Source organism: Microbulbifer guangxiensis (assembly GCF_021729075.1).
Taxonomy (GTDB): Bacteria; Pseudomonadota; Gammaproteobacteria; order Pseudomonadales; family Cellvibrionaceae; genus Microbulbifer; species Microbulbifer guangxiensis.
The window spans coordinates 322,799-346,832 of the sequence record NZ_JAJSAQ010000001.1 but is presented as its reverse complement, the minus strand read 5'-3'; the positions used below and the strand labels follow the sequence as shown (position 1 = coordinate 346,832).

Genomic DNA, 24,034 nt, shown 5'->3' with positions numbered 1-24,034 from the left:
CGCTTTCGCAGCTGTTGAGGAACACCGAGAGGGGCACTTGGCACCAGAGTTCAGGGAGGTTCCGGGAATGGCTGGTGGTACGAAGCAGCACGCGGACGTGATCCCTAAAATTGTGGACGCGCGCAAGCTGGTACAGCGGGAGCAGGTGCTCTCGGGCACCGTGCCTGCTGAAGCCCTGGAGAGACTTCTGGCGGCAGTCGAGTCGGTGGATGGCGATGTGCGCGCCGAACTGAGTTTCAGTCGCGACCTCAACCGCCACCTCGTCGTCGAAGGCGGGGTGAGCTGCAATGTCCAGCTGCTGTGCCAGCGCTGTTTACAGCCCAAGCCCGAGACTGTCGATGCCCCGGTACGGTGGGGAATTGTCTGGTCCGAGGAACAGGGCAAATCATTGCCGAGGGATCTGGACCCGGTGATACAGGAGGGCGAGGAGCTCAACCTGTATCAGGTGTTGGAAGATGAGATTTTGCTCAACCTGCCAATGGTGGCTTACCACGAAGAGGAGTGTGTCGCTCGCGACAGATTCCAGTTCGGGGATGATTCACAGGAGGCGGAGGAGCAGCGGGAAAACCCCTTTAAAGTGCTGGAACAGTTGAAGGGTTCGTCGGGCAAATCCTAGTGGTTGCCGACGGGTTGGGCTCGCCGGTAGGCGCCCCGGTTCCAGTGTAATTTGGTTATTTTAGGAGCAAGCCATGGCTGTTCAGCAAAACAAAAAGACTCGTTCCCGTCGCGGTATGCGTCGTTCCCACGACGCCCTCGGCGCAGGTGCGGCTCTGTCTGTCGACCCGACTACCGGCGAAAAGCATCGTCGCCACCACGTGACCAAAGACGGTTTCTACCGCGGTCGCAAGGTGATCGAAGTCGGCGGCTCTGAAGAAGAGTAAAGCTTGTCCAGCCAATTACGATTGGCCGTGGATGCGATGGGCGGGGACTTAGGTCCCCGCTCTGTCGTTCCGGCCTGCATAAGATTCCTCCGCCGGTTCCCGCTGGCGAGTCTGAAGCTCTATGGTCCTCCCGCGCAGCTTCAGGACCTCCTCAACGAATTCAATTTCTCTCCTGTTGCTGATCGCCTGGAAGTCGTGCCCTGTGAGCAGGTCGTGACTCAGCAGTGCAATCCCGTTCACGCCCTGCGCAGAAAGCGCGAATCCTCCATGGCCTGCGCCCTCCAGGCGGTTGCTGACGGGGAAGCGGATGCGGTGGTGACTTCAGGCAACACCGGCGCCCTGCTGGCACTCAGTCGCAGCATCCTCGGGACTATCGAGGGCGTACGGCGCCCGGCGCTGGGCAAGTCGCTCCCGGCTGAATCCGGTTCCTGCTTCCTGCTCGACCTGGGCGCCAATATCGACTGTTCGGCGGAGGATCTGGTGCAATTTGCGCGCATGGGGATCGAAGCCCAGCGGGTTCATACCGGCAAGCGGGAAATGAAAGTCGCGCTGCTCAACATCGGGGCGGAGGCCCACAAGGGAACTGAAGAGATTCGACGGGCCGCTGAGCTCTTCCAGGCGGACCCGGGGATCGGCTATTTTGGTTTCGTCGAGGGGCACGATATTTTCACCGGTGTTGCTGATGTTGTTGTCTGCGATGGACTCATGGGTAACGTAGCGATGAAATCCGCTGAAGGCGTGATTCGACTCATGGGTCAAAAGGCGTTCACCTTTGAGCGAAAGGGGCCGATTCAGCGTTTTTTTGGCCAATTAGCCATAAAATTGTTGCGAAAATGGCGCACACAGGTGGAACCCGCCCGCTATAATGGCGCCAGCTTTTTGGGGGTAAAAGGCAACGTCATCAAGAGTCACGGTGGTGCCAGTAGTGAGGCGTTTTACCGGGCTATGATCACTGCCAAAGAGTGCGCCGAGGCAGACCTCGCCACCCGACTGAGTCGGGCACTGGCACCGTAAGCCCGCCGCGTCCCCCTACCGCCAACCAGGTTAAAGGATGTTCCATGACCAGTGCACGGCTCGCTTTCGTATTTCCCGGCCAGGGCTCCCAGCAGGTAGGCATGCTGGCCGAAGCTGCAGCGGAATTTCCCCAGGTAAAACAGACCTTTTCTGAGGCCTCCGGTGTGCTTGGCTATGATCTCTGGGATCTGAGCCAGAACGGCGAGCAGGCAGACCTCAACCTCACAGAGAGAACCCAGCCGCTCCTCCTCTCCGCCAGCGTGGCGTTATACCGGGTATGGGTTGCCCGCGGTGGAGCAGTTCCCGCACGCATGGCCGGGCACAGCCTGGGAGAGTGGTCCGCGCTGGTGTGCGCCGGAGTGCTCGACTTCAAGGATGCAGTGCGCCTTGTGCGTGAGCGTGGACGACTGATGCAGGAAGCGGTGCCGGCAGGCGAGGGGGCAATGGCTGCGGTGATTGGCCTCGAGGACAGTGCCGTCGAGGCCGCCTGTGTCGAAGCTGCGCAGGGCGATGTTGTTGCTGCCGTCAACTATAACTCACCGGGCCAGGTGGTAATTGCCGGCGGCAGTGATGCGGTTGCACGTGCGATCGAGGCATGCAAGGCCGCAGGCGCCAAACGCGCCATGCCGCTGCCGGTCAGCGCCCCGTTCCATACCGAGCTGATGCGCCCCGCTGCGGAAAAACTCGCGCCACAGATTGATGCGACAGAGTTCCGCTCACCCGAGGTGCCGGTCGTGCACAATGTGCATGCAAAAACTGAATCCGATCCGGCGCTGATCAAGCGCCTGATGGTAGAGCAGATATACAGCCCGGTGCGCTGGACCTCCTGCGTGCAGGCGATGGCCGCGGATGGTATCGACACTCTGGTAGAGTGCGGGCCCGGTAAAGTTCTGGCGGGCCTGGCCAAGCGAATAGACCGACAGCTCGGCAGCCACAACATTGAGGCGCCGGCTCAGCTGCAGGAAGTACTGCAGGCGACTGCACAGTAATCCCGCTCGGCGGGAACGGGAGAAAGAATGACTTTGAATACCTCTTTGAAAGATCGCGTGGCCCTGGTCACCGGTGCCAGTCGTGGCATTGGTGCAGCGATTGCCGATATGCTCGGGGAGCAGGGTGCAACGGTTATCGGTACCGCGACCAGTGAGGGTGGGGCGGCAAAAATCGCCCAGCGCTTCGCCGAAAAAGGCATTGCCGGCAGCGGCCTGGTGCTGGATGTCACCAGCGCCGACAGTGTTGCGGCCCTGCTCGAAAAGGTAAAGGCAGACTTCGGCGCGCCGACCATTCTGGTCAACAATGCAGGCATCACTAAAGACAACCTGCTGATGCGCATGAAGGATGATGAGTGGGCCTCGGTCCTGGAGACCAACCTGACTGCAGTCTACCGCGTCACCAAGGCATGCCTGCGGGACATGACCAAGGCGCGCTGGGGGCGCATCATCAATATCAGCTCCGTCGTGGGTAGCATGGGTAACGCCGGTCAGGCCAACTATGCCGCTACAAAGGCCGGGGTTGCAGGGTTCGGCCGCTCTCTCGCGGCTGAGGTAGGCTCGCGCGGCATTACCGTCAACACTGTTGCGCCGGGCTTTATCGACACTGATATGACCAAAGTGCTTCCCGAAGCCCAGCGCGAGGTGCTGATGAGCAAGATTCCGCTTGGGCGTCTGGGCGCCCCGGAAGAGATAGCTTCCGTTGTCGCTTTTTTAGCCAGCGAAGCGGGTGGCTATGTGACCGGCGAGACCATTCATGTGAATGGCGGTATGTATATGGCTTGAGTCAGCCTCTAGAAAGCTGATCTAAGTCATTGATCGTAAAAGAGTTTATAGAATTGCAGATGGCCGTGTGAGGCGGTGCATTACATCCCGAAAAAATCAGGGTACAATGCCGCCTCGCATTATCCGGAAGCTGTGTGAGCCGGTCGTTTACTTTTTTGTTAAAAACAGTAAGAAAGCAGTAGCGACCAAAACAGATTTTTATCCACTAGGAGTTAAATTGAATCATGAGCAGCATTGAAGAGCGCGTAAAAAAGATCGTTGCTGAACAGCTGGGCGTTAAGGAAGAAGACGTAAAACCTGAAGCCTCTTTTGTTGAAGATCTGGGCGCTGACTCCCTCGACACAGTTGAGTTGGTAATGGCTCTCGAGGAGGAATTCGAAACCGAGATTCCCGACGAAGAAGCTGAAAAAATTACAACTGTCCAGCTGGCTATCGATTACATCAAGGAAAACCTTGGTTAATCCCAGCTGGGAAGTTTAGGTTACGGGTCGACGCACTGTGCCCGAAACCATGTGTACTGCGAGAGCCGTCCTATGTTGCATAGAACGGCTTTCGTTTTATTAGCGCCAAGGAAAAGTGACTGCACTTCGGCGCAAGGTCCGGCAGTGCTGGGCCAAAGGTGCAGCGCACAGTAGATATTCGGGGGAAGACGAGTGTCGCGTAGAAGAGTAGTCGTTACCGGAATGGGAATGGTGAGCCCGCTGGGGAACACCGTTGATGAAACCTGGTCCGGAATCCTCGCGGGCACCAGCGGTGCCGGACCGATTGACAAGTTTGATGTCTCTGCCTTTTCCACCCGCTTTGCGGCGATGGTAAAAGACTTTGACCCGACGCCGTATATGGCAGCCAAAGACGCACGCAAGATGGATATGTTCCTGCAGTATGGAATGGTCGCGGCCATTCAGGCGGTAGAGAACAGCGGTCTTGACGTGACCGAAGACAATGCGCCCCGTGTCGGAGCCTGCATCGGTTCCGGTATGGGCGGGATTGCGGCGATCGAGGACAATGCGATGCTGATCGCAGAGAAGGGCCCGCGTCGGGTTTCCCCCTTCTTTGTTCCCGGGGCCATCATCAATATGGTTGCCGGCAATATCTCCATCAAATACGGCATGAAAGGCCCGAACCTTTCCACCACCACTGCGTGTACCACCGGTACCCACGCTGTTGGTCTCGGTTTGCGTGCAATCCAATATGGCGATGCCGATGTCATGGTGTGCGGTGGTGCCGAAATGGTCACGACCCCTGTTGGACTCGGCGGTTTCTGTGCTGCACGTGCACTCTCTACCCGCAATGACGACCCGAAGACTGCCAGCCGACCCTGGGATCAGGACCGGGATGGCTTTGTTCTCGGTGAGGGTGCGGGTGTCCTCGTGCTGGAAGAGTATGAACACGCCAAGGCCCGGGGTGCGACGATTCTCGCAGAGCTCGCCGGCTTTGGCATGAGTGGTGACGCCCACCACATGACTTCTCCGCCCGAAGATGGGGCTGGCGCGGCACTGTCCATGCGCAATGCGCTGAATGATGCCCAGCTTGGCCCCGAAGGTGTCCAGTACATCAATGCCCACGGCACCTCGACTCCCCTTGGGGACAAGGCGGAGATTCAGGCTGTGCGAGCCGTATTTGGCGAAATCGCAGGAGGCCTTGCGGTAAGCTCCACCAAGTCGATGACCGGCCACCTGCTCGGTGCTGCAGGCGCGATCGAGGCGATTTTCTCGGTGCTTGCCATCCGTGACCAGGTCGCACCGCCAACGATCAACCTGGAGAATCCGGACGCAGCCTGTGAGGGTATTAATCTGGTGCCCGGAGAGGCCCAGAAAATGCCTATCGATGCGGTGTTGTCGAATTCATTCGGGTTCGGTGGCACCAACGGATCCCTGATCTTCAAGCGCGTCTGATGCGCCCGGGGGCCCGCCATTCCGGGCGGGCGCCCCCTCAGGCACTTCTCAATGCACCTTCCCCTGCGATTCATCAGTGGTCACCCATCTGACATCCTGCCCGATGATGTGCAGATTGAGCGTGGCCTGCTCGAAACCATGCGTGGCAACCGCCGTGGCGTGCCACTCTGGCCCTATCATCGGGCTCGTCTCATGCGCAGTCATCAGGTGTCAAACGCCGTACTGGACGATATCAGCCACTTTCTCACCAGGGTTTCCAGATTCGCTGATGGGGATCTGCGGCTGCGCCTTCGCATCGGGTTTTTCTGTGGCGAACCCCACTGGGACCTTCAGATAGAACCTTTGGTGACACCTCCCGGTCTAGATGATGGCGTGACGCTGCAACTTTGCGAGACCAGGCTCCTGTGTCGAGAAACTGCCAACCCGGGCTGCAAAGAGCTGGCTCGCTCGCGATATAATCGCGCCATGGCCGAACTGCCCCGCCGGGATCTGCTCCACGATGGGTTGATGCTGGATGAACGGGGGCGACTGGTGGAGACACTTCGCTGTAACCTTCTGCTCTGGCTGGGTGACGGCTGGGTTACGCCAGATCTCACAAATTGTGGTGTCCGCGGGGTCATGCGCGACTGGCTCAGCGAGCGAGTGCCGATTCGGGAGGCTGCCCTTGACCGGGCAGATCTGGGGTCTGCAGAGGAGGTTGCGGTCTGTAACAGTGTCCGGGGCGTTCTTCCCGTTCGGGCGCTGGATTGCATGCACAAGTGGGCAGCAGGTCGGCAGACAGCGTATTTACAGAATCTGGTGGTTGAACAGCTGTGGTAGATAAGAAAAAAACCAAAGAGAAAAAGCGTCCTTTGCGTCTGTTGCTAGCGGGCCTGCTCCTGTTCCTGGTCACTGCCGGCATTGCCGCACTGGGGCTCCAGAAGAGCCTGGTGCAGCCGCTGGCAGTGGAAGAGGGCGGACTGCGGTTTCAGGTCGAGTCAGGCAGCAACCTGTCCAGGGTGTTGCGGGACCTGCAGTCGAAGGGAGTGGTGAAGTGGCCCCGACTCGTGTTGCTCTACGCCTACTGGCAGGAAAAAACCGGCATCCACGCAGGCGAGTACCTGCTGCCCAAGGGGACCAACGCCATGGATCTGGTGGAGCGGCTGCATCGCGGTGATGTGACCCGCTACCGTCTGACCCTGGTTGAGGGCTGGACTGCAAGGCAGGCGCTGGAGCAAATCCGCGCTGGCCGTAACGTCGTCAAGACTGAAGCCGGGCGCTCCACAGAGAGTGCCGCTGAAGCACTGCAGCTGGAAGCACCCAGCCTGGAGGGGTGGATCTTTCCTGATACCTACATCTATCGCTCCGGTACCACGGATATCGAGCTGCTGAAGCAGGCCCATGAGCGCATGCGCAGGGTGCTCGCAGATGAGTGGCAGCAGCGGAGCGATGCCCTGCCGTTTGATACGCCGGAAGAAGCGCTGATCCTTGCCTCGCTGATTGAGAAGGAGACCGGGCAACCGTCCGAGCGGGACGAAATTGCCGGTGTCTTTGTTCGCAGGTTGAAGCGGGGGATGCGCCTGCAGACGGATCCCACGGTCATCTACGGTCTGGGAGAAGACTTCGATGGCGACCTGCGTCGCTCCCACCTGCGTGAAGCCACTCCGTATAACACCTATGTGATCAAGGGGCTGCCACCCACTCCCATTGCGCTGCCCGGGCGTGAGGCCATTCGTGCGGCACTGAACCCGAAGGAGGGTGACAGCCTGTTTTTTGTCGCCAAGGGCGATGGCTATCATCACTTCTCCGTAACCCTGGACGAACACAACCGCGCAGTCCGCGAGTACCAGCTGAAGCGACGTGCGGATTACCGCTCGAGCCCGGGAAAAGAGAACTGATTATGCCGCGCGGAAAGTTCATTACTCTCGAGGGCGGGGAAGGGGTCGGGAAATCCACCAATCTACGCTTTATTACCGATTGGATGCGCAGCAGGGATGTCGAGTTCATCCAGACCCGTGAGCCGGGCGGGACTCCTCTCGCCGAACAGCTGCGGGCCCTGCTGCTGGAAAACCGCGATGAAACCGTCGACCCCACGGCAGAGCTGCTGATGGTATTTGCGGCCAGGGCGCAGCATCTTGCTGAAGTGATCAAACCAGCCCTGGAGCGAGGTGCCTGGGTTATCTGTGACCGATTCACGGACGCGACTTACGCTTACCAGGGCGGCGGCCGCGGACTCAACCGTGCGCTGATCGCGCAGCTGGAGCAGACCGTCCAGGGTGAGCTGAGGCCGGACCGGGTACTGCTGCTCGACCTGGATCCCGAGGTCGGCCTGTCACGGGCCGCTGCGACCGGCGCGGCGGACCGGTTCGAGAGCGAGAAGCTGGAATTCTTTCACAAGGTTCGCGATGCCTACCTGGCCCGGGCGAGCGCTGTCCCGGAACGTTACGCCGTGGTGAATGCGGCTTTACCCATCGAAGAGGTTCAGCGACAACTGGCTGCTGAACTGGAAAGGCTGCTCGACCAGCCCTGACCTCATCCCACCAAGGAACAGAGCCCTTGTCCCAAGCAGATGCCCAGAATGCCCCGATACCGTCGCCGCTGCCCTGGCAGAGGGATGCCTGGTCGCGTCTCGGCGGCCAGTGGCACGCCGGACGCTGCCCCCATGCGCTGTTGTTGAGTGGCCAGGCAGGGCTGGGCAAACGCCGTTTCGCCGAGGCGTTCGCAGCCATGGTGCTTTGTGACTCCCCCAGACAGGGCCTTGCCTGTGGCGACTGCCGCGGTTGCCGGCTCTGGCGGGCGGGTTCCCACCCGGATTTCCTGCGCGTTGAACCCGAGAAGGAAGGCGGTCCCATCAAGGTCGAGCAGGTTCGCCAGCTTGGCGGCTTCGTCGGGCAAACCAGCGGCAGGGAGGGGGCGAGGGTTGTTCTGCTGGCCCCGGCCGAGGCGATGAACGTGAATGCGGCAAACGCCTTGCTCAAGAATCTCGAGGAGCCTGCCTCCTCGGTGATCTTGCTGTTGATCAGCGATGCCCCCGCCGGGCTACTTCCCACAATCCGCAGTCGCTGCCAGACGGTCCCTTTCCCGGCCCCCACTGCCGAGTCGGCGTTGCAGTGGCTCAGGGATGGGGGGCTTGAGGGGGCTGCCGCGCGCAGCGCCCTTGCTGTGGCCGGGGGTGCTCCTCTGCGGGCGCTGGCCCTGGCCGAGCCGGAATCGCTGGAATTGCGCGAGCAGTTTCTCACCGACCTTGTCGAATTGTCTGAGGGGCGCAGCTCCCCCGTCAGCCTGGCAGGCCGTTGGGAGTCACCCGGTGAGGGCTGTGAATTGACGGAGCTGCTGCTTTTCTGGCAACAGTGGGTCGTGCAGATGCTGCGGGCCCGCAGTAGCGATAGCGGCGTGGACGAGCAAATCGGGCGTTTTCTGCAAAGTCTGCCGGGAAGCGGTGCCGGGGCGCTGCGGCCGCTATTCTCCTTCTATGATCAGTTGCTCAAGGCGCGACAGGCGTTGGCAGGCGGCTCGAACCCTAATCGACGCCTGCTGATGGAGGAACTGCTGATCCGCTGGGCGCGTCTGTATGGGGTGTAAATCGGACTCTGGGCCGCTGTCTGGACACAGCCGGCACGCTCAGATAAGTTAGCGGCAATAACGAACAACGAGGTCTGGCCATGAAAGGCATGGGGGGCGGTGCCCGCAACGGTATCCTTTCACTGAAGATTCAGGACAAGTCAGTGCTTTACGCGGCCTACATGCCGTTCGTCAAGAATGGCGGCCTGTTTATCAGTACCGACAAGTCCTACAACCTGGGTGACGAGGTGTTTCTGCTGCTCAGCCTGATGGAGGAGCCGGAAAAGGTGCCGGTAGCCGGAAAGGTGGTGTGGATCACACCCGCCGGAGCCCAGGGCAACCGGACTCCGGGTATCGGTGTGCAGTTCAGTGACAAGGACAATATCGCCCAGGGCAAGATCGAGACCTATCTGGCCGGTTCCCTCGAATCCAGCCGCCCAACGCACACACTGTAAACTTCTCCGGAAACCGAGGTGCCCAAGTGTCTTCTGAATCCAGCCACCCGCAAGCTGAAGGCGGTTCCACAGCGGGCGGAGAGACACCGCTGCTGGTGGATTCCCATTGCCACCTGGACCGACTAAAACTCGATCAGTTCGATGGTGATCTCAATGCGGCGCTGGATCTCGCCCGAAGCCGCGGGGTCAGTAAATTTCTCTGCGTCGGTATCAGTCTCGACAACGTTGAAAGGGTGGTTGCCATCGCCGGGGCCCATCCCGATGTTGTCTGCTCCGTCGGTATACATCCGTTGGATGTGGACTCCGGTACAGCGGGTGTCGAGAGGCTGCTCGAGCTGGCAGAAAAGCCCGGGGTAGTGGCCCTGGGGGAGACCGGACTGGATTATTACTACAGCACTGATACCCGTGAAAGCCAGCAGGAGAGCTTTACTGCGCACCTGCAGGCAGCAGGGAAGGCTGGGTTGCCGGTAATCGTCCATACCCGGGATGCCCGCGAAGACACGATTGACCTGATCCGGCAGCATGGCAACCCCGAACATGCGGGCGTCCTGCATTGCTTCACCGAGAGCTGGGAAATGGCCCGCGCAGCTCTCGACTTGAACTACTACATCTCGCTGTCAGGTATCGTGACTTTCCGCAATGCGGAGGAGCTGCGGGATGTAGCGCGAAAGCTACCGCTCGATCGGCTGCTGGTGGAGACCGACTCCCCCTATCTGGCTCCGGTTCCGTACCGCGGCAAACCGAACATCCCCGCCTACGTTCGCGAGGTGGCGGAATTCATTGCCGAGTTGCGCGGGATTCCGTATGCGCAACTCGCAGAGATTACAACCGAAAATTTCTATCGACTTTTCCCCCGTGCGGTCTGAGCACGCAAAAGGTTTCCCCATGATGAAAGAACAATTGCAGGTGATGTTGCGCCTGCAGGACGAGATCAATTCCGTGGTCAACGTAGACTGGCGGGGGCAGAAATTCCCCTGGTATCGCGCGATCTGGGTGGAGAGCGCCGAGCTGCTGGATCACTACGGCTGGAAATGGTGGAAAAAACAGACCCCGGAGATGGATCAGGTGAAGCTGGAGCTGGTTGACATCTGGCATTTTGGGCTGAGCCTCGAGCTACAGCACGGCAGCCCGGAGGTTGTCGCTGAGCGGATGCTTACCGAGCTCAATAGTGCGAAGCCGGCGGCTGGGGACTTTCGTGAACATCTCGAGTCCTTCACTCTGAATACCCTGGCTAGCCGCAGCTTTGACCTGGTTGGCTTTGCCCAGCTGATGGCAGATGTTGACCTGGAGTTCGCCGACCTCTACCGCCGTTATGTCGGCAAGAATGTGCTTAACCGGTTCCGCCAGGACAATGGCTACAAGGATGGCAGCTATGTGAAAACCTGGCAGGGCCGTGAGGATAACGAGCACCTCGCCGAGCTCGCAGCATTGCTGGATACGGCCGCTCCGGATTACAGCGAACAGCTGTATCTGGCGCTGGAGTCCCGCTACCAGGCTGCTGCAGTCGCCTGAACAATCGATCAGCCCTCGGTGCTGTCACCTACGACTTTGGTCTAGGGGAGTCGGTGCCGAGGTGAAATTTGGCCGTAAGTCTCTATAATGCGGGCCGCTCACAAACGAGGGAGAACTAACGTGAAAGCACCTGTACGAGTTGCTGTTACCGGCGCCGCCGGCCAGATCAGCTATTCTCTGCTGTTTAGAATTGCATCCGGCGAGATGCTGGGCAAGGATCAACCGGTGATCCTGCAGTTGCTGGAGATCACTCCGGCCCTGGAAGCCCTGAAAGGCGTAGCGATGGAGCTGGAAGACTGTGCCTTCCCGCTGCTCGCCGGCATTGTCCAGAGTGATGACGCCACCGTGGCGTTCAAGGATGCAGACTACGCGCTGCTCGTCGGTGCGCGCCCCCGCGGCCCGGGTATGGAGCGCAAGGACCTGCTGGAGGCCAACGCGGCCATTTTCTCCGCACAGGGCAAGGCGCTCAATGATGCGGCTTCCCGCAATGTGAAGGTGCTGGTTGTCGGCAACCCGGCCAACACCAATGCGCTGATCGCCCAGCGCAACGCGCCGGATCTCGATCCGCGCAACTTCACTGCCATGACCCGCCTGGATCACAACCGTGCGCTGTCCCAGCTGGCGAACAAAACCGACTCCTCCGTCAATGACATTACCCACATGACCATCTGGGGTAACCACTCCTCCACCCAGTACCCGGACCTTCACCAGGTCAAGGTGGGCGGTGAGGCAGCCATGGATAAAGTCGAGCAGGATTGGTACGAGAGCGACTTCATCCCCACCGTGCAGCAGCGTGGTGCCGCCATCATCAAGGCCCGCGGTGCGTCCTCAGCGGCCTCTGCGGCCAACGCCGCGATCGACCATATGCGCGACTGGGCGCTTGGCACCGCTGAAGGGGACTGGACCAGCATGGCAGTCTTCAGCGACGGTTCCTACGGCATTCAGGAAGGCCTGATCTACTCCTTCCCCTGCACCTGCAAGGATGGTGACTGGACTATCGTTCAGGGCGTGGAGATCAATGATTTCTCCCGTGAGAAGATGTCTGCAACCGAGCAGGAGCTGGCAGAAGAGCGCGATGCAGTAGCCCACCTGCTGCCGTAAGCATCTCTGCTAGTGTGAGAAACCCGCGGCCTCCGCGGGTTTTTTTTGTCCTGCTGGAGGGCGCTGGCACCCGGCTGTCGCAGGACTCCAGGGGATAGGAAATGAGGTAGAGTCAGACAAACCCGGTGGGGTGGGATCGCGCTGCGCCGGGCACCATGAATGGCGCAATTTTTAACTGCGTTCGCCCGTGTCTACACTGAAGGGACTATTGCAACGGGTTCTGTCGCCATGGTCACTGAAGTCGGCCGCGTATCACGCAAGAACGCCTGTATCCTTCTCGCGCCCAACCAGTCACTGTCCCTTTCCGGTAACCTCTGGGTGTTCGTATCCCTTGTGGCGGTCTCCCTGGGGATCAGTCTCGCCTTTGCCCTCGCAGGAGCCTGGATGATCTTGCCGTTCGCCGGCCTGGAGGTCCTGTTGCTGGGTGCGTTGTTTGCCTATGTATACATGGAGGGTACCCGGCGCGAGGTAATCCGTATCAGTGGTGAGCGCGTAGTGCTTGACTGCTGTCGTGGCCACCGCCAGGAAAGTTTTTACCACCGCGAGTTCAATCGGGACAGCCTTTCAGTTCTGGTGCGGATGGGCTGTAGTGCTTCTGAACCTGCTTCAGTGAGCTTCTCCGGACCAGAGGGTTGCCTTGAAATCGGGGAGTTTCTCACTGATGGTGAGAGGGCCGCCCTGGTAGAAAAACTGAGCGATTGTGGCATTTTCGCCCGCAAGGAGTCCCATTACGGTGTAAAGGACTTTTGACCGGGGAGGTGTTCGCGTACTTCGGCCTTTATAATCTGGCAAAGCTTTCCAGTAGAACAACGATGCGGCCGGCATCTTGCCGGCCGTGGTAATCCATTTTTGAATAGGGGTCATCATGTCTTTTCCCAAGATTGGTAATATTGCACCCGCATTTACGCTGAAAAACCAGAATGGTGAAAAAGTCGCCCTCAAGGATTTCCGCGGGAAAAAGAATGTGGTGCTTTATTTTTACCCCAAGGCACTGACCCCTGGGTGTACCACCCAGGCCTGTGGCATCCGTGATGCTGCAAAGGAGTTTTCAGGCCAGGATACGGTCGTGCTCGGGGTGAGCCCGGACCCAGAAGCGAAGCTGCAGAAGTTCATCGACAAACACGAGCTTAACTTTGACCTGCTTTCCGATGAGGATCACAAGATCGCCGACAAGTACGGCTGCTGGGGCCTGAAGAAGTTCATGGGCAAGGAGTACATGGGGCTACTGCGGACGACTTTCATCATCGACAAGGAAGGGCGCCTCCGCCACATCATCGATAAGGTGAAGACCAAGACCCATCATGACGACGTCCTCACCTGGATTCGCGATAATCTCTCCTGATCGCGTTTTCGCCGTCACTCCAGTCCTCCGGCGGCCCGTTCGGGCTGCCATATGACACCCCTTGTGGTCATTTGGCGCAAAACTCCCTCTCCTGACATTAGCCAAAAAAATTCGCTGTCGTCCCTTGCATTCTCAAATCTTGGTCTATACTCGGTGGTGTGAAGGAAAGGTGCGCCGATACAGAGTTGTATCCCTCGGGACTTGGTCGGCGTGGTTTGTTCGAAAAATGTACAGCTCTGTAGCAATGATTCTATGTCGGTCTCAGGTGCATCCCGGCACCCGGGTAGTAGCCCGCTCTAACAAGAAGTAAACGGGGCAGGTTGAGGAAAAGGGGTTCGCAGGAAGCGGACACAGAATAACAACTGCGGCTCACGGAACATAAAAGGAGCAGCTCATGAACCAGATTCAGCCAGATCAGGATTCCCTCTCGGAAGACAAGCCTCTCCAGGAGGCCCGGTTGTCGGGGGATCCCAATATCCTTGATCAACTTCTCGCGCCGCCGGAGGCGACCAGTTTTGGTATTGCAGCGCGGGTAATCGATGTCCTCGAGCAGCGCATCGGTAAAGCATCGCTTGCGATCAGGCCGGTGGCGTCCGACCTCAGCATGTCCACCCGTACCCTGCAGCGCCGGTTGCAGGAGCACAACCTGAGTTTCGCGGCCCTGCGTGACCATGTGCGCTTCCGTCATGCAGTGCATTTCCTCAAGGACACGGCACTCAGTGTGGACGGTATCTCGCGTATCCTCGACTTCTCAGACCGCACCAGCTTTACCAGTGCTTTCAAGCGCTGGACCGGTATGTCACCAACCGGCTACCGCCGCCAGGTGCGCCAGCGGTTTTAAGCTTGATGGGGCCGGTCCTGCTGTTCGCCGGCCCCACAGATTGCCTACGCCCGGCAAACCCGTTAGAGTTGGCTGCAATTTATTGGCTGACTCTTTGAGGTTTTGCATGAGCTTTTTTATCCCCGCCGCAGTAGCACAGGAAGCCGCGCCGGCCCCGCAGGGTAACCCGATGGTTACGCTGATTATGTTTGCCGGTCTGTTTGCCTTCATGTGGTTTTTCATCATTCGCCCGCAGCGCAAGCGCCAGAAAGAGCACCAGGAGCTCGTGGGCGCGCTGAAGAAGGGTGATGAAGTGGTAATGACCAGTGGCATGCTGGGCCGGATTGAAAAGGTCGATGACGACTACATCGTTCTGGAGGTGGCTGACAATACGCAGCTGCGTTTCCAGAAGGTCGCGGTGCACGCGATTCTCCCCAAGGGAACCATCAAGAAGATCTGAAGGTCATCGATGCTGCCGGTTGGTCCGGAAGCTGAAAAACCCGGCGAAAGCCGGGTTTTTTGTTTGGCGATAATGTAAGCAGGAGTTCACGCGTGCAGGGAAGGACAATACCGATCGACTATCCCACCAAAATTGATTTGGCTCGACTGCCAACGCCCCTCCAGCCCCTCAATCGGCTGACCGAGAAATATTCTACCCCCCATGGTGGGCCGCGAATCTGGATCAAGCGGGATGATCTCACCGAGTCCGGCATGTCCGGCAACAAGTTGCGCAAGCTCGAGTTCATCGCCGGTGCCGCCCGTGAGCGCGGCTGCGACACCCTGATTACCTGCGGCGGCATCCAGTCCAATCACTGTCGTACTACGGCGCTGGTTGGGGCCCGGCTGGGCCTGCGGGTGCAATTGATTCTCCGTGGCGAGCACAGCGGTTCGGCAGACGGTAACCTGCTGGTGGACCAGCTGGCAGGTGCCTCCTGTGCTTTCTATCCACCGCGGGAATACTTCTCCCGCCAGGCAGAACTTTTTGAGCACTGGCGGGAGTTCTACGCGCAGCGTGGCCACAAGGCCCTGTGTATTCCTACAGGAGCCAGTGACGGACTGGGTATCTGGGGCTATATCGCCGGTAGCGAAGAGCTCTTGGGTGACTGCCGGCGCGAGGGGTTCGAGCCGGACCAGATCATCTGTGCGTCGGGCAGTGGTGGTACACAGGCCGGCCTGACGCTTGGCTGTCACCTGCTGGGTGCCGATACACGGGTCACCGGCTTTGCTGTCTGTGACAGCGCCGAATACTTTCAGGACAAGGTCCGTGAAGACGTGGCCGAGTGGGCGGCCGAGCACAGTAAGGGCTTCGCTGTCGATGCACTGGATGTTTCCGTCAATGCGGATTACATCGGCCCCGGCTATGCCATGGCCGATGAACCTGTCTACCGAACAATTGCTGAAGTGGCGCAGCTGGAAGGGGTGCTGCTGGATCCGGTCTATACGGGTAAAGCGTTTCACGGGCTTCTGCAGGAGCTTCATCGTGGCCGGTACCAGCACTGTGACAACCTGGTTTTCGTGCACACTGGCGGTCACTTCGGACTGTTTCCCCATCGGGAACACTTCGGATTCCTCCAGTAGTCACTGCCTTACTGTTATAAACAACGTTAAACTGCTAATCTGCGCCGCAAAATCAGCAGATTGATCTGTATATAAAACAAGCAAAATGAAAAAGAGTAGTGGGGGTCAGCTTGGAATCCTTTAACAATATCCTCTTGTCCCTGGACGGGTTGCTCGGCTCTGCGCCCTGGTTTCCCTACGTCCTGCTGGGCGTTGGTGTCTTCTTCACCTTGTTCCTGGGGTTCCCCCAGCTTCGATATTTCGGCCATGCCATCAAGATCGTACGGGGCAAGTACGACAAGCCCGGTGACCCCGGTGATACCTCCCACTTCCAGGCACTTTCCACTGCACTCTCCGGCACAGTGGGCACCGGTAACATTGGCGGTGTAGGACTGGCCATTTTCCTCGGTGGCCCCGCGGCACTGTTCTGGATGTGGGTTACTGCATTCCTCGGCATGACCACCAAATTCGTCGAGGTAACACTCTCCCATAAATATCGGATCAAGGCTGCTGACGGCTATTATGCCGGTGGCCCGATGTTTTATATGGAGAGACGCCTCAATATGAAGTGGCTGGCGGTGCTCTTCGCAATCGCCACTGTCATCAGTTCATTTGGTACCGGCAGCCTGCCGCAGGTGAACAACATTGCCCAGGCTATGTACGATACCTTCGGCCTCAATAAGGCCCTGACCGGCGGTGTGCTGGCCGTGCTGCTCGGTATGGTGATCATCGGCGGTATCACCCGTATCGCCAAGGTGACCTCCACCATCGTACCCGTTATGGCTGTGCTCTATATCATCGGTGCGCTCGCGGTGATCCTGTACAACATCGAGAATATCGTGCCGTCCTTCCTGGCAGTGTTCCGCGATGCGTTCAACGGCTCGGCGGCCGCCGGCGGTTTCCTCGGTGCCAGCTTTGCCTATGCCTTCAACCGCGGCGTCAACCGCGGCCTGTTCTCCAACGAGGCGGGGCAGGGTTCGGCCCCGATTGCGCACGCCTCGGCCCGAGCCGACGAGCCCGTTTCGGAAGGTATGGTCTCGCTGCTGGAACCGTTCATCGACACCATCATCATCTGTACGCTCACCGGTCTGGTGATCCTGTCATCCGGTGTATGGACCGAGAAGCACATGAACCGCTTCGAGCGCGCAGACATGATTGCCGTCGCCGGTAACTACACCGAGGAGAACGCCGGGCATGTCAACGATCTGTTCCACTTCCTGAGTAACGGCGACAGCAAGGTGAAACCATTCAGCGGCTCCGTCGTTGTGGCCGATGGTCGGGCCCTCAACGAGGGAGAATTCACGCTGATTCATGCCCGTTCCATCGCTGAGGATGTGGAGTATCGCGTTGCGGATGACACCTTCAGTGGGGTGCTGACTGTTCGTGAGGGCCGGTTTATCAACGAGAATGTCGACATCTGGGGTAACTCGCTGGTGCACTCGGTTGCACTGACCAATGAGGCGTTCCAGCGCGGTTTCTTTGGTGAATACGGCAAATTCATTGTGACGCTGGGCATTCTCCTGTTCGCGTTCTCCACCGCTATTGCCTGGTCGTACTACGGCGACCGCTCGATGATCTACCTCTTCGGGCCCAAGGCGGTTATGCCTTACCGGCTGGTCTACGTGTTGGCCTTCTTCTGGGCGGCGATCGAGGACACCACCATTATCTGGAACCTGTCCGCGGTAGCGATCGTGATCATGACGTTGCCGAACCTGTTTGGCATTACGATCCTTGCACGTGAAATGAAGGACACCGTGAAGGATTACTGGAAGGATCCCAGCCACAAGTGATAACAGGGAAGGGGGCTGGCGTGACACCGCCGGCCCACCTGCCGGTGCATCGAATGCAAAAAAGAAGGCGGCCATTTGGCCGCCTTTTTTTCTGGTTTTCAGGATGAGAGGTAATCAGACGTTCAGCAGCAGGTACTCACGCTCCCAGGAGCTGATTACCCGGTTGAATTCCTCATACTCGTCACGCTTGATGGCACTCCAGGCGCGTACGAATTTCTCACCGAACATCTCCGCCGCCTCGTCACACTCCAGCAGCAGGCTGAGGGCATGCTCCTGTGTGCGGGGCAGGGTGATTGGCTCTCTCGAGCAGTCACCCTTGTAGGGAGGCGTGGGCTCAATCTCGTTCACCATCCCCAGGTAACCGCAGGCCAGCGAAGTGGCAATTGCCAGGTAGGGGTTACAGTCAGCACCCGGGAAGCGGTTTTCGAGCCGCTTGGCCTGCGGGGAGCTGTCTGGCACCCGCAGCCCGGTGGTGCGGTTGTCATAGCCCCAGTGCAGGCTGGTCGGTGCCGCAATTTCCGGCGTGAAACGGCGGTAGGAGTTCACGTTCGGGGCGAAGAAGCTGATGAAGCCCGGGGTGTACTTCTGCATGCCACCAATAAAGTGCAGGAAGCGCTTGTTCTCGCGGCCCTCTTCATCGACAAAGATGTTCTTGCCGGTTTCCAGGTCGACGATGCTCTGGTGAATGTGCAGGGCACTGCCGGGCTCATGTTCCATGGGCTTTGCCATGAAAGTGGCATAGATGCCATGGCGCAGGGCGGTCTCGCGCACCGTTCGCTTGAACGTGAAAACCTGGTCTGCCAGCCTCAGCGCATCGCCGTGCAGGAAGTTAATCTCCATCTGTGCGGTGCCGGACTCGTGAATCAGCGTGTCCACATCGAGACCCTGGGCCTCCGAGAAGTCATACATGTCCTCAATAATCGGCTCGTATTCATTCGCCGCGTCGATGCTGTAGGACTGACGTGTCTTCTCGGTGCGACCGGATCGGCCTACCGGGGCGGACAGTTTCTCATCAGGGTCCAGGTTGCGCTTGACCAGATAGAACTCTACTTCCGGGGCGATCACAGGCTTCCAGCCCCTGGCTTCATATTTGGCCAGCACGAACTTGAGGATGTTGCGGGTGCTGATCGGGTGCGGTTGGCCATCCCGCGTATAGCAGTCGTGGATGATCTGGGCCGTGGGCTCGTTTGCCCAGGGGTTCAGGCGCACGGAATCCGGGTCGGGCACCAGGAGCATATCGGTATCGGCGGGGTCGACAAGCTCGTTATGCTCATCGACATAGTCGCCGGTGACGGTTTGCACCAGGATACTTTCCGGCAGCCGGCTGTCCTCGGTGAGGAACTTGTCCGTCGGGGTAAATTTGCCCCTGGCATTGCCGGACATGTCGGGCACCAGGCACTCCACCTCAGAGATGTTGTGCTCCGCGAGCCACTTTGTAATTTTGTCCATGTTACACCTTGGTCGAAGGATTCCCCCTGAAGGGGTGGCTTTTAGTATACGCCCGGATCGGCGTGGATCGGTGTGCCCAGATTGGGCCGCGCCGTCTGATCGCAAGAGCGCGCGACAGCCGATTCGGGGGGCGACCCGGCATTCAGCCGGATAGCAGTCTTTGATTATGACAAGAAACCGAATTATTATTCAATTATAAATTGAATTATTGTTCGGTTTTTGGGGTGCCCCGGGAACCATTCTGAGCTGGAGAAGAATGTATGAAAAACGAGGGTACCGTCAGCAAGCTTGTCGGGCACACTGACTCCTACTATGCCGCCAGTGCAAACCCGGCGCCTTTACATCCTTCACTGGAGGGGGCGGTAGAGGCTGATGTCTGTGTTATCGGTGCCGGCTATACCGGTCTTTCATCCGCTCTGCATCTCGCGGAGCGAGGTTACAAAGTCGTGGTTCTGGAAGCCGAGCGTGTTGGCTGGGGGGCATCAGGTCGCAATGGTGGCCATGTGGGCGTTGGACAGCGCAAGGGGCAGGAAGACCTGGAGAAAATGCTGGGCTTCGACACGGCGAAGCAGCTGTGGGATATGGGTATCGAGGCCGTGCAACTGGTGGAATCCCTGATCCAGAAGCACGGTATCCAGTGCGACATGAAGCGCGGGATTATGCACCTCGCGGCGAAGCGCAGCCACAACAGTGACCTGGAGCAGGAGGTGGAAATGCTGCGGGAGCGCTACGGCTATGAGCAGATGCGGTATGTGGGAGAGGAAGAGGCCCGCAGCCTGGTCGGTTCCGAGCGCTACTTTGGGGCTCAGATCGACAGTGGTTCCCTGCACCTGCACCCACTCAACTATGCACTTGGCCTGGCAGAGGCGGCGGCTGCTGCCGGGGTCCAGTTCTTTGAGCACAGCCGGGTAACCAGTTACCGGGGAGGCTCCCCCTGCATCGTAGAGACCGCGAAAGGGGAGGTCAGGGCGAAGAATGTGGTACTGGCCTGTAATGGCTACCTGGGCAATCTGGAGCCGCGCATGGCGGGCAAGATCATGCCCATCAACAATTTCGTGCTGGCTACTGAGCCCCTGTCGGACGACCTGGCCCGGGAACTCATTGCGAACGACCACGCCCTGCAGGACACCCTTTTTGTCATCGACTACTGGAAGCTGTCCGGCGACAACCGGCTGATCTTCGGTGGCGGCGAGAATTATACCTCCCGCTTCCCCCAGGACATCCGCAGCTTCGTGCGGAATTACATGCTGCGGGTCTACCCCCAGCTGGCCGATACCCGCATCGACTATGGCTGGGGCGGGACCCTCGCCATCACACTGAACCGGATGCCCCACCTGGGCCGGCTGGAGCCCAATATCTATTACAGCCAGGGCTATTCCGGTCACGGTGTGCCGACGGCAACCTTCGCTGGCAAGCTGATTGCAGAAGTAATAGCTGGCACCGAGGAACGTTTTGATATACTGGCGCAAATTCCAACACCGAGCTTCCCGGGCGGCACGCTGCTCCGGTGGCCTGGCCTGGTGGCGGGGATGCTCTACTACAGCCTGAAGGACAAGCTGGGCAGCTGAAATCTGCGCCAGACGAGTGCCAAAGACAAAGAATTCGTCATCTCGACTACAAAATTTGAATAATCATTCGGTTTGTGGGATAACGACAATTCAAGTTTTATCACTTGGGTACTGTCATCAGCGGTATCAGATGAGCAGCCCTGCATAAAAACAACACGGGGACGACCATGCCTGTAAATGAGAAGTACTTGTTCACAAGAAAACACGCCCTGGCCTCGGCCGTGGGTGCGGTAGTCATTGCTGTCAGCTCCGGCGCCACAGCCGCCCAGATCGAAGAGGTGACCGTCACCGCGCAGATGCGCGCAGAGTCCCTCAAGGATGTACCCATGGCGGTCAGTGCCTTCACCGGCGAGACCGTCAAGAACAGCAACCTGAGTGACTTCAAGGACCTGTTCGCGCTGACTCCCGGTGTCTCCGGTGAGACGACCGACTCCTACTTTGATTCCGTGTCTGTGCGCGGCGTCAACAACAATAGTTTCGGTAGCGGCAGTGACCCGGCGCTGGGTATCTTCCTGGACGGCGTCTATCAGAGCCGCACCGGTGCCACTCCGAGCATGTATGACCTGGAGCGGGTCGAAGTGGTGAAAGGGCCGCAGGGCACACTGTTCGGTCGCAACACCGCCTCCGGGGCCATCTCCATGGTCTCCCGCAAGCCCGGCGACACCGTCGCGGGTGAGGTTTCCGTCGGCGCCGGCCAGTATGGTCGCACCGAGTTTGAGGGTGGCCTGGATATGCCCCTGGGTGATGACCTCTCCGTGCGTTTCGCTGGCAAGCATGCCAAGGAAGACGGTCACGTTGAAAATCTCGCCGGTGGCCGCGATCTGGGCGCCAGCGAACTGAACGCCATGCGCGTCACTACCGTGTATGACGGCTTCGATAACACCACGGTGACCCTGCTGGCGCAGTACGAAGACCGCATCAGCGACGGCACCATCTACCGCGCCTTCGATAACGGTGCCGGCTACAACTACCCGATCCCGGAAGGGGACTACGACCAGGTCTACAACGACCAGATCGGCAAGGACGAGGCTGAAATCGCCGACGTGATCCTGACTGTGGAACACGAGCTGGCCAGCGGCACCACCCTGTCGTCCATTACCGGTTACAAGACCCACAACTACACCTACATCGAGGACTTCGATGGCACTGCACAGCCCATCGATACTTACGTACGTGACCAGACCGGTGACTTCTTCAGCCAGGAGTTCCGCCTGACCTCCAACAACGCCGGTCCGTTCAACTATGTGCTCGGTGCTTCCTACTACCAGGAAGAGGTCAATGCGTACTTTGCCGGTATCGATAACGAAGACTTCATCTGTGACGGCATTTATGCCGATGAGTGGGAAGAGGGCCTCGACAGCTTCGTGACCTGTGATGCGCTACCCCAGGACGTCCTGGATGAGGCTTTTGGTTTCGAGGGGGAGCCCTGGGAGTATGCCCCGGATAACCTGTCCATCGAGGCGGCGGACACCGTCGGTGAGTACAGTGGCTGGGGTGTGTTTGCCAACACTACCTATGACCTGACTGACTCCACCACCCTGGGTCTGGGTGTTCGCTACACCGAGGACGAGAAGCGTTACAGCGTCGACTCTCCGTGGCCGGATACCTGGACCGGTGGCTGGAACTACCAGGCCATGTACACCAACGCAGCCATCGTTGGCGACAACACCTGGGACAACGTCTCCGGTCGTGTAACCCTGACCCAGGTTCTGAGCGATGAACTGACTGCGTACGCCAGCGTGGCAACCGGTTACAAGTCCGGTGGTTTCGACTACCTGTCTTACAACATCACCGATCCCGCATATGGCACCACCGAGGACAGCCAGTACGAGTGGCTGGATGAGCAGGGCTACGAGGTCGACAGCTCCAACGCTGAGCCGAGCAAGTTTGACGAAGAAAATGTGCTCTCTTACGAGCTCGGCCTGAAAGCGCGCCTGCTGGACAATCGCCTGGCACTGAACGCCGCAGCTTTCCAGTACACCTATGACGACCTGCAGCAGGCCTTCTTTGTGGGCGCGGCCGCAATCACCCGCAATGTGGGTGAGTCCCAGGGCCAGGGTCTGGAACTGGACGCGCGCTGGTTGCTGACCGACAACCTCGACCTGTACCTGGGTATGGCGTGGCTGGATACTGAGTTCACCGGCGCCCCGGCGGAATTCTGTGATTCCTGTGATGGTAACCAGATGGCGTTTTCTCCGGAGTTCTCCTCTGCCGCAGTGCTGACCTACACACGCACTACCGGTCTGGGCGAGTTCTCGGTATCCGGTGAGTACACCTACACCGGCGAGCAGTGGTCCGATCTGGAGAACACTGACGACGTCAGGCTGGATGCCCGCAACGTGGTCAATCTGCGTGTTGCACTGACCGCACCGAGCGACAGCTGGACAGCCGGCATCTACGCCGAAAACCTGACTGGCGAGGAGTACTACCACTGGGGCTATGCAGATGCCCTGTACAACCTGCCGGCAACCAAGACTGACCCGTCCCGCGGACGACTGGTCGGCGTCAACCTGGATTACCGCTTCTAAACAGTGGTATCCGAAGAAAAAAAACCGGCGCTCTGCGCCGGTTTTTTTTGCCACCACGCGCGGGTATATGCCGCCGGCAAACTCAGAAAAAGGTGGTAGACTGGTCCAAATCAGATGGGGGGAGAGCGTTGACAGATACCGAGCAGAAGAGACGCAAGAGCCAGCTGAGCCCGCGCCGCGAGCCGGTGCAGGCCCGCGCCCGTGAGCGCACCCGGCAGATTCTCGACGCCACCGGCCGCTTGCTGGAAGAAGTTGGTCTGGACGATCTCACCACGATTCTTATCGCCAAGGAAATCGGTGTTTCCGTAGGCTCGTTGTATCACTATTTTCCCAACAAGCACGCCATCCTGTACGCCATGGGTGAACAATGGCTGGCCGGTATGACCTCGGCCCTGGAAGAGCTCGCCGAGGCGGAACTTGAAGAAATGTCCCTAGAGGTTTTCACCGGGGAGTTACTGGATCGCTTGCTGGCCGTGTACCGGGAGCAGCGAGGACTGTTACCGCTGGTCCAGGCCATGTGGGGAATACCCGAGCTGCACGAACTGGATGCCCGTCACGATGAACTGCTTATCCGGCACCTTACCGGGATGTTCCGGCGACTGAATTTTCGCTGCCCACCGAACGAGATGAACCGGCTCGCCCGCCTGACACTGGAAACTTTCCACGCAGTGTTCCTGGTCATCGTCAACCAGGAGGGGACAAGGGCGCAACGGACGCGAGATGACCTGCAGCAGATGTTGCTGACCATCCTCGAGCGCAATCGCGACGCGGCACGGCCCGGCGGCCTGGATGACGTGGAGGCTCCCTGAC

25 protein-coding genes are annotated in these 24,034 nt (G+C 59.0%); 24 read left to right on the top strand and 1 reads right to left on the bottom strand.

What is annotated here, in order from left to right:
• Positions 1–67 precede the first annotated feature (67 nt).
• The 21 genes from LVD12_RS01515 (at position 68) to LVD12_RS01415 (ending at position 17,679) form a co-directional block, all read left to right on the top strand.
• Positions 68–616, top strand: a complete 549-nt coding sequence (locus LVD12_RS01515) for a YceD family protein (RefSeq protein ID WP_237065111.1) — start codon at positions 68–70, stop codon at positions 614–616.
• Positions 617–689: 73 nt separating this feature from the next.
• Positions 690–881, top strand: a complete 192-nt coding sequence (rpmF, locus tag LVD12_RS01510; protein ID WP_237065110.1) for a 50S ribosomal protein L32 — start codon at positions 690–692, stop codon at positions 879–881.
• Positions 882–884: 3 nt separating this feature from the next.
• Positions 885–1,895 (top strand): phosphate acyltransferase PlsX, encoded by a 1,011-nt coding sequence (plsX, locus tag LVD12_RS01505; protein WP_237065108.1) that lies wholly within the window; start codon positions 885–887, stop codon positions 1,893–1,895.
• Positions 1,896–1,939: 44 nt separating this feature from the next.
• Positions 1,940–2,884: an ACP S-malonyltransferase gene (gene fabD, locus LVD12_RS01500; RefSeq protein ID WP_237065107.1), complete on the top strand. Its 945-nt coding sequence runs from the start codon at positions 1,940–1,942 to the stop codon at positions 2,882–2,884.
• Between the two features lie 27 nt (positions 2,885–2,911).
• Positions 2,912–3,667: a 3-oxoacyl-ACP reductase FabG gene (fabG, locus tag LVD12_RS01495; protein ID WP_237065105.1), complete on the top strand. Its 756-nt coding sequence runs from the start codon at positions 2,912–2,914 to the stop codon at positions 3,665–3,667.
• A gap of 224 nt (positions 3,668–3,891) precedes the next feature.
• On the top strand, positions 3,892–4,128 hold the full coding sequence (acpP, locus tag LVD12_RS01490) for an acyl carrier protein (RefSeq protein ID WP_067080870.1): 237 nt from the start codon (positions 3,892–3,894) through the stop codon (positions 4,126–4,128).
• Between the two features lie 192 nt (positions 4,129–4,320).
• Complete coding sequence (gene fabF, locus LVD12_RS01485) at positions 4,321–5,562, top strand: beta-ketoacyl-ACP synthase II (protein ID WP_237065104.1); 1,242 nt, start codon at positions 4,321–4,323, stop codon at positions 5,560–5,562.
• A 51-nt stretch (positions 5,563–5,613) separates the two neighbouring features.
• Complete coding sequence (locus tag LVD12_RS01480; RefSeq protein WP_237065103.1) at positions 5,614–6,381, top strand: aminotransferase class IV; 768 nt, start codon at positions 5,614–5,616, stop codon at positions 6,379–6,381.
• A gap of 32 nt (positions 6,382–6,413) precedes the next feature.
• Entirely contained in the window at positions 6,414–7,439 is a 1,026-nt protein-coding gene (gene mltG, locus LVD12_RS01475) for an endolytic transglycosylase MltG (RefSeq protein ID WP_237065102.1), read from the top strand.
• A gap of 2 nt (positions 7,440–7,441) precedes the next feature.
• The gene (tmk, locus tag LVD12_RS01470) at positions 7,442–8,071 is read left to right on the top strand and encodes a dTMP kinase (protein WP_237065101.1); all 630 of its coding nucleotides are present in this window, start codon (positions 7,442–7,444) and stop codon (positions 8,069–8,071) included.
• 26 nt (positions 8,072–8,097) lie between these two features.
• Positions 8,098–9,123, top strand: a complete 1,026-nt coding sequence (locus LVD12_RS01465) for a DNA polymerase III subunit delta' (RefSeq protein ID WP_237065100.1) — start codon at positions 8,098–8,100, stop codon at positions 9,121–9,123.
• 80 nt (positions 9,124–9,203) lie between these two features.
• Positions 9,204–9,557 (top strand): PilZ domain-containing protein, encoded by a 354-nt coding sequence (locus LVD12_RS01460; RefSeq protein WP_237065099.1) that lies wholly within the window; start codon positions 9,204–9,206, stop codon positions 9,555–9,557.
• Between the two features lie 89 nt (positions 9,558–9,646).
• Positions 9,647–10,423 carry a TatD family hydrolase gene (locus tag LVD12_RS01455; RefSeq protein WP_237065879.1) on the top strand — a complete coding sequence of 259 codons (777 nt, stop codon included), beginning with the start codon at positions 9,647–9,649 and terminating at the stop codon, positions 10,421–10,423.
• Between the two features lie 19 nt (positions 10,424–10,442).
• Complete coding sequence (locus LVD12_RS01450; protein ID WP_237065097.1) at positions 10,443–11,069, top strand: dUTP diphosphatase; 627 nt, start codon at positions 10,443–10,445, stop codon at positions 11,067–11,069.
• 120 nt (positions 11,070–11,189) lie between these two features.
• Positions 11,190–12,170: a malate dehydrogenase gene (locus LVD12_RS01445; protein ID WP_237065095.1), complete on the top strand. Its 981-nt coding sequence runs from the start codon at positions 11,190–11,192 to the stop codon at positions 12,168–12,170.
• A 228-nt stretch (positions 12,171–12,398) separates the two neighbouring features.
• On the top strand, positions 12,399–12,920 hold the full coding sequence (locus LVD12_RS01440) for a DUF2244 domain-containing protein (protein WP_237065092.1): 522 nt from the start codon (positions 12,399–12,401) through the stop codon (positions 12,918–12,920).
• Between the two features lie 115 nt (positions 12,921–13,035).
• A complete protein-coding gene (gene bcp / locus LVD12_RS01435; RefSeq protein WP_237065090.1) occupies positions 13,036–13,512 on the top strand; it encodes a thioredoxin-dependent thiol peroxidase in 477 nt (158 codons plus the stop codon).
• Positions 13,513–13,906: 394 nt separating this feature from the next.
• Complete coding sequence (locus LVD12_RS01430) at positions 13,907–14,353, top strand: helix-turn-helix domain-containing protein (RefSeq protein ID WP_237065088.1); 447 nt, start codon at positions 13,907–13,909, stop codon at positions 14,351–14,353.
• A gap of 106 nt (positions 14,354–14,459) precedes the next feature.
• Positions 14,460–14,792, top strand: coding sequence for a preprotein translocase subunit YajC (gene yajC / locus LVD12_RS01425; protein WP_069947947.1), 333 nt, complete (start codon positions 14,460–14,462; stop codon positions 14,790–14,792).
• A gap of 92 nt (positions 14,793–14,884) precedes the next feature.
• Positions 14,885–15,910 (top strand): D-cysteine desulfhydrase family protein, encoded by a 1,026-nt coding sequence (locus LVD12_RS01420; protein WP_237065086.1) that lies wholly within the window; start codon positions 14,885–14,887, stop codon positions 15,908–15,910.
• A gap of 110 nt (positions 15,911–16,020) precedes the next feature.
• Positions 16,021–17,679 carry an alanine/glycine:cation symporter family protein gene (locus LVD12_RS01415; RefSeq protein ID WP_237065085.1) on the top strand — a complete coding sequence of 553 codons (1,659 nt, stop codon included), beginning with the start codon at positions 16,021–16,023 and terminating at the stop codon, positions 17,677–17,679.
• Positions 17,680–17,793: 114 nt separating this feature from the next.
• On the opposite strand, the gene LVD12_RS01410 is transcribed toward LVD12_RS01415, so the two are convergent.
• Positions 17,794–19,128: a glutamine synthetase family protein gene (locus tag LVD12_RS01410; RefSeq protein ID WP_237065084.1), complete on the bottom strand. Its 1,335-nt coding sequence runs from the start codon at positions 19,126–19,128 to the stop codon at positions 17,794–17,796.
• Between the two features lie 260 nt (positions 19,129–19,388).
• Here LVD12_RS01410 and LVD12_RS01405 point away from each other — a divergent pair, with 260 nt between their 5' ends.
• The 3 genes from LVD12_RS01405 to LVD12_RS01395 all read left to right on the top strand — a co-directional run bounded on the left by LVD12_RS01405 (position 19,389) and on the right by LVD12_RS01395 (position 24,033).
• A complete protein-coding gene (locus LVD12_RS01405; protein ID WP_237065083.1) occupies positions 19,389–20,696 on the top strand; it encodes an NAD(P)/FAD-dependent oxidoreductase in 1,308 nt (435 codons plus the stop codon).
• A 188-nt stretch (positions 20,697–20,884) separates the two neighbouring features.
• A complete protein-coding gene (locus tag LVD12_RS01400; RefSeq protein ID WP_237065082.1) occupies positions 20,885–23,224 on the top strand; it encodes a TonB-dependent receptor in 2,340 nt (779 codons plus the stop codon).
• Between the two features lie 128 nt (positions 23,225–23,352).
• The gene (locus LVD12_RS01395) at positions 23,353–24,033 is read left to right on the top strand and encodes a TetR/AcrR family transcriptional regulator (RefSeq protein ID WP_237065081.1); all 681 of its coding nucleotides are present in this window, start codon (positions 23,353–23,355) and stop codon (positions 24,031–24,033) included.
• Position 24,034 lies beyond the last annotated feature (1 nt).

Coding starts and splice junctions, on each gene's coding strand:
- LVD12_RS01515 (WP_237065111.1), top strand. CDS start 68: ATGGCTGGTGGTACGAAGCAGCACGCGGACGTGATCCCTAAAATTGTG.
- rpmF (WP_237065110.1), top strand. CDS start 690: ATGGCTGTTCAGCAAAACAAAAAGACTCGTTCCCGTCGCGGTATGCGT.
- fabD (WP_237065107.1), top strand. CDS start 1,940: ATGACCAGTGCACGGCTCGCTTTCGTATTTCCCGGCCAGGGCTCCCAG.
- fabG (WP_237065105.1), top strand. CDS start 2,912: ATGACTTTGAATACCTCTTTGAAAGATCGCGTGGCCCTGGTCACCGGT.
- acpP (WP_067080870.1), top strand. CDS start 3,892: ATGAGCAGCATTGAAGAGCGCGTAAAAAAGATCGTTGCTGAACAGCTG.
- LVD12_RS01480 (WP_237065103.1), top strand. CDS start 5,614: ATGCACCTTCCCCTGCGATTCATCAGTGGTCACCCATCTGACATCCTG.
- tmk (WP_237065101.1), top strand. CDS start 7,442: ATGCCGCGCGGAAAGTTCATTACTCTCGAGGGCGGGGAAGGGGTCGGG.
- LVD12_RS01460 (WP_237065099.1), top strand. CDS start 9,204: ATGAAAGGCATGGGGGGCGGTGCCCGCAACGGTATCCTTTCACTGAAG.
- LVD12_RS01450 (WP_237065097.1), top strand. CDS start 10,443: ATGATGAAAGAACAATTGCAGGTGATGTTGCGCCTGCAGGACGAGATC.
- LVD12_RS01440 (WP_237065092.1), top strand. CDS start 12,399: ATGGTCACTGAAGTCGGCCGCGTATCACGCAAGAACGCCTGTATCCTT.
- bcp (WP_237065090.1), top strand. CDS start 13,036: ATGTCTTTTCCCAAGATTGGTAATATTGCACCCGCATTTACGCTGAAA.
- LVD12_RS01430 (WP_237065088.1), top strand. CDS start 13,907: ATGAACCAGATTCAGCCAGATCAGGATTCCCTCTCGGAAGACAAGCCT.
- yajC (WP_069947947.1), top strand. CDS start 14,460: ATGAGCTTTTTTATCCCCGCCGCAGTAGCACAGGAAGCCGCGCCGGCC.
- LVD12_RS01410 (WP_237065084.1), bottom strand. CDS start 19,128: ATGGACAAAATTACAAAGTGGCTCGCGGAGCACAACATCTCTGAGGTG.
- LVD12_RS01405 (WP_237065083.1), top strand. CDS start 19,389: ATGAAAAACGAGGGTACCGTCAGCAAGCTTGTCGGGCACACTGACTCC.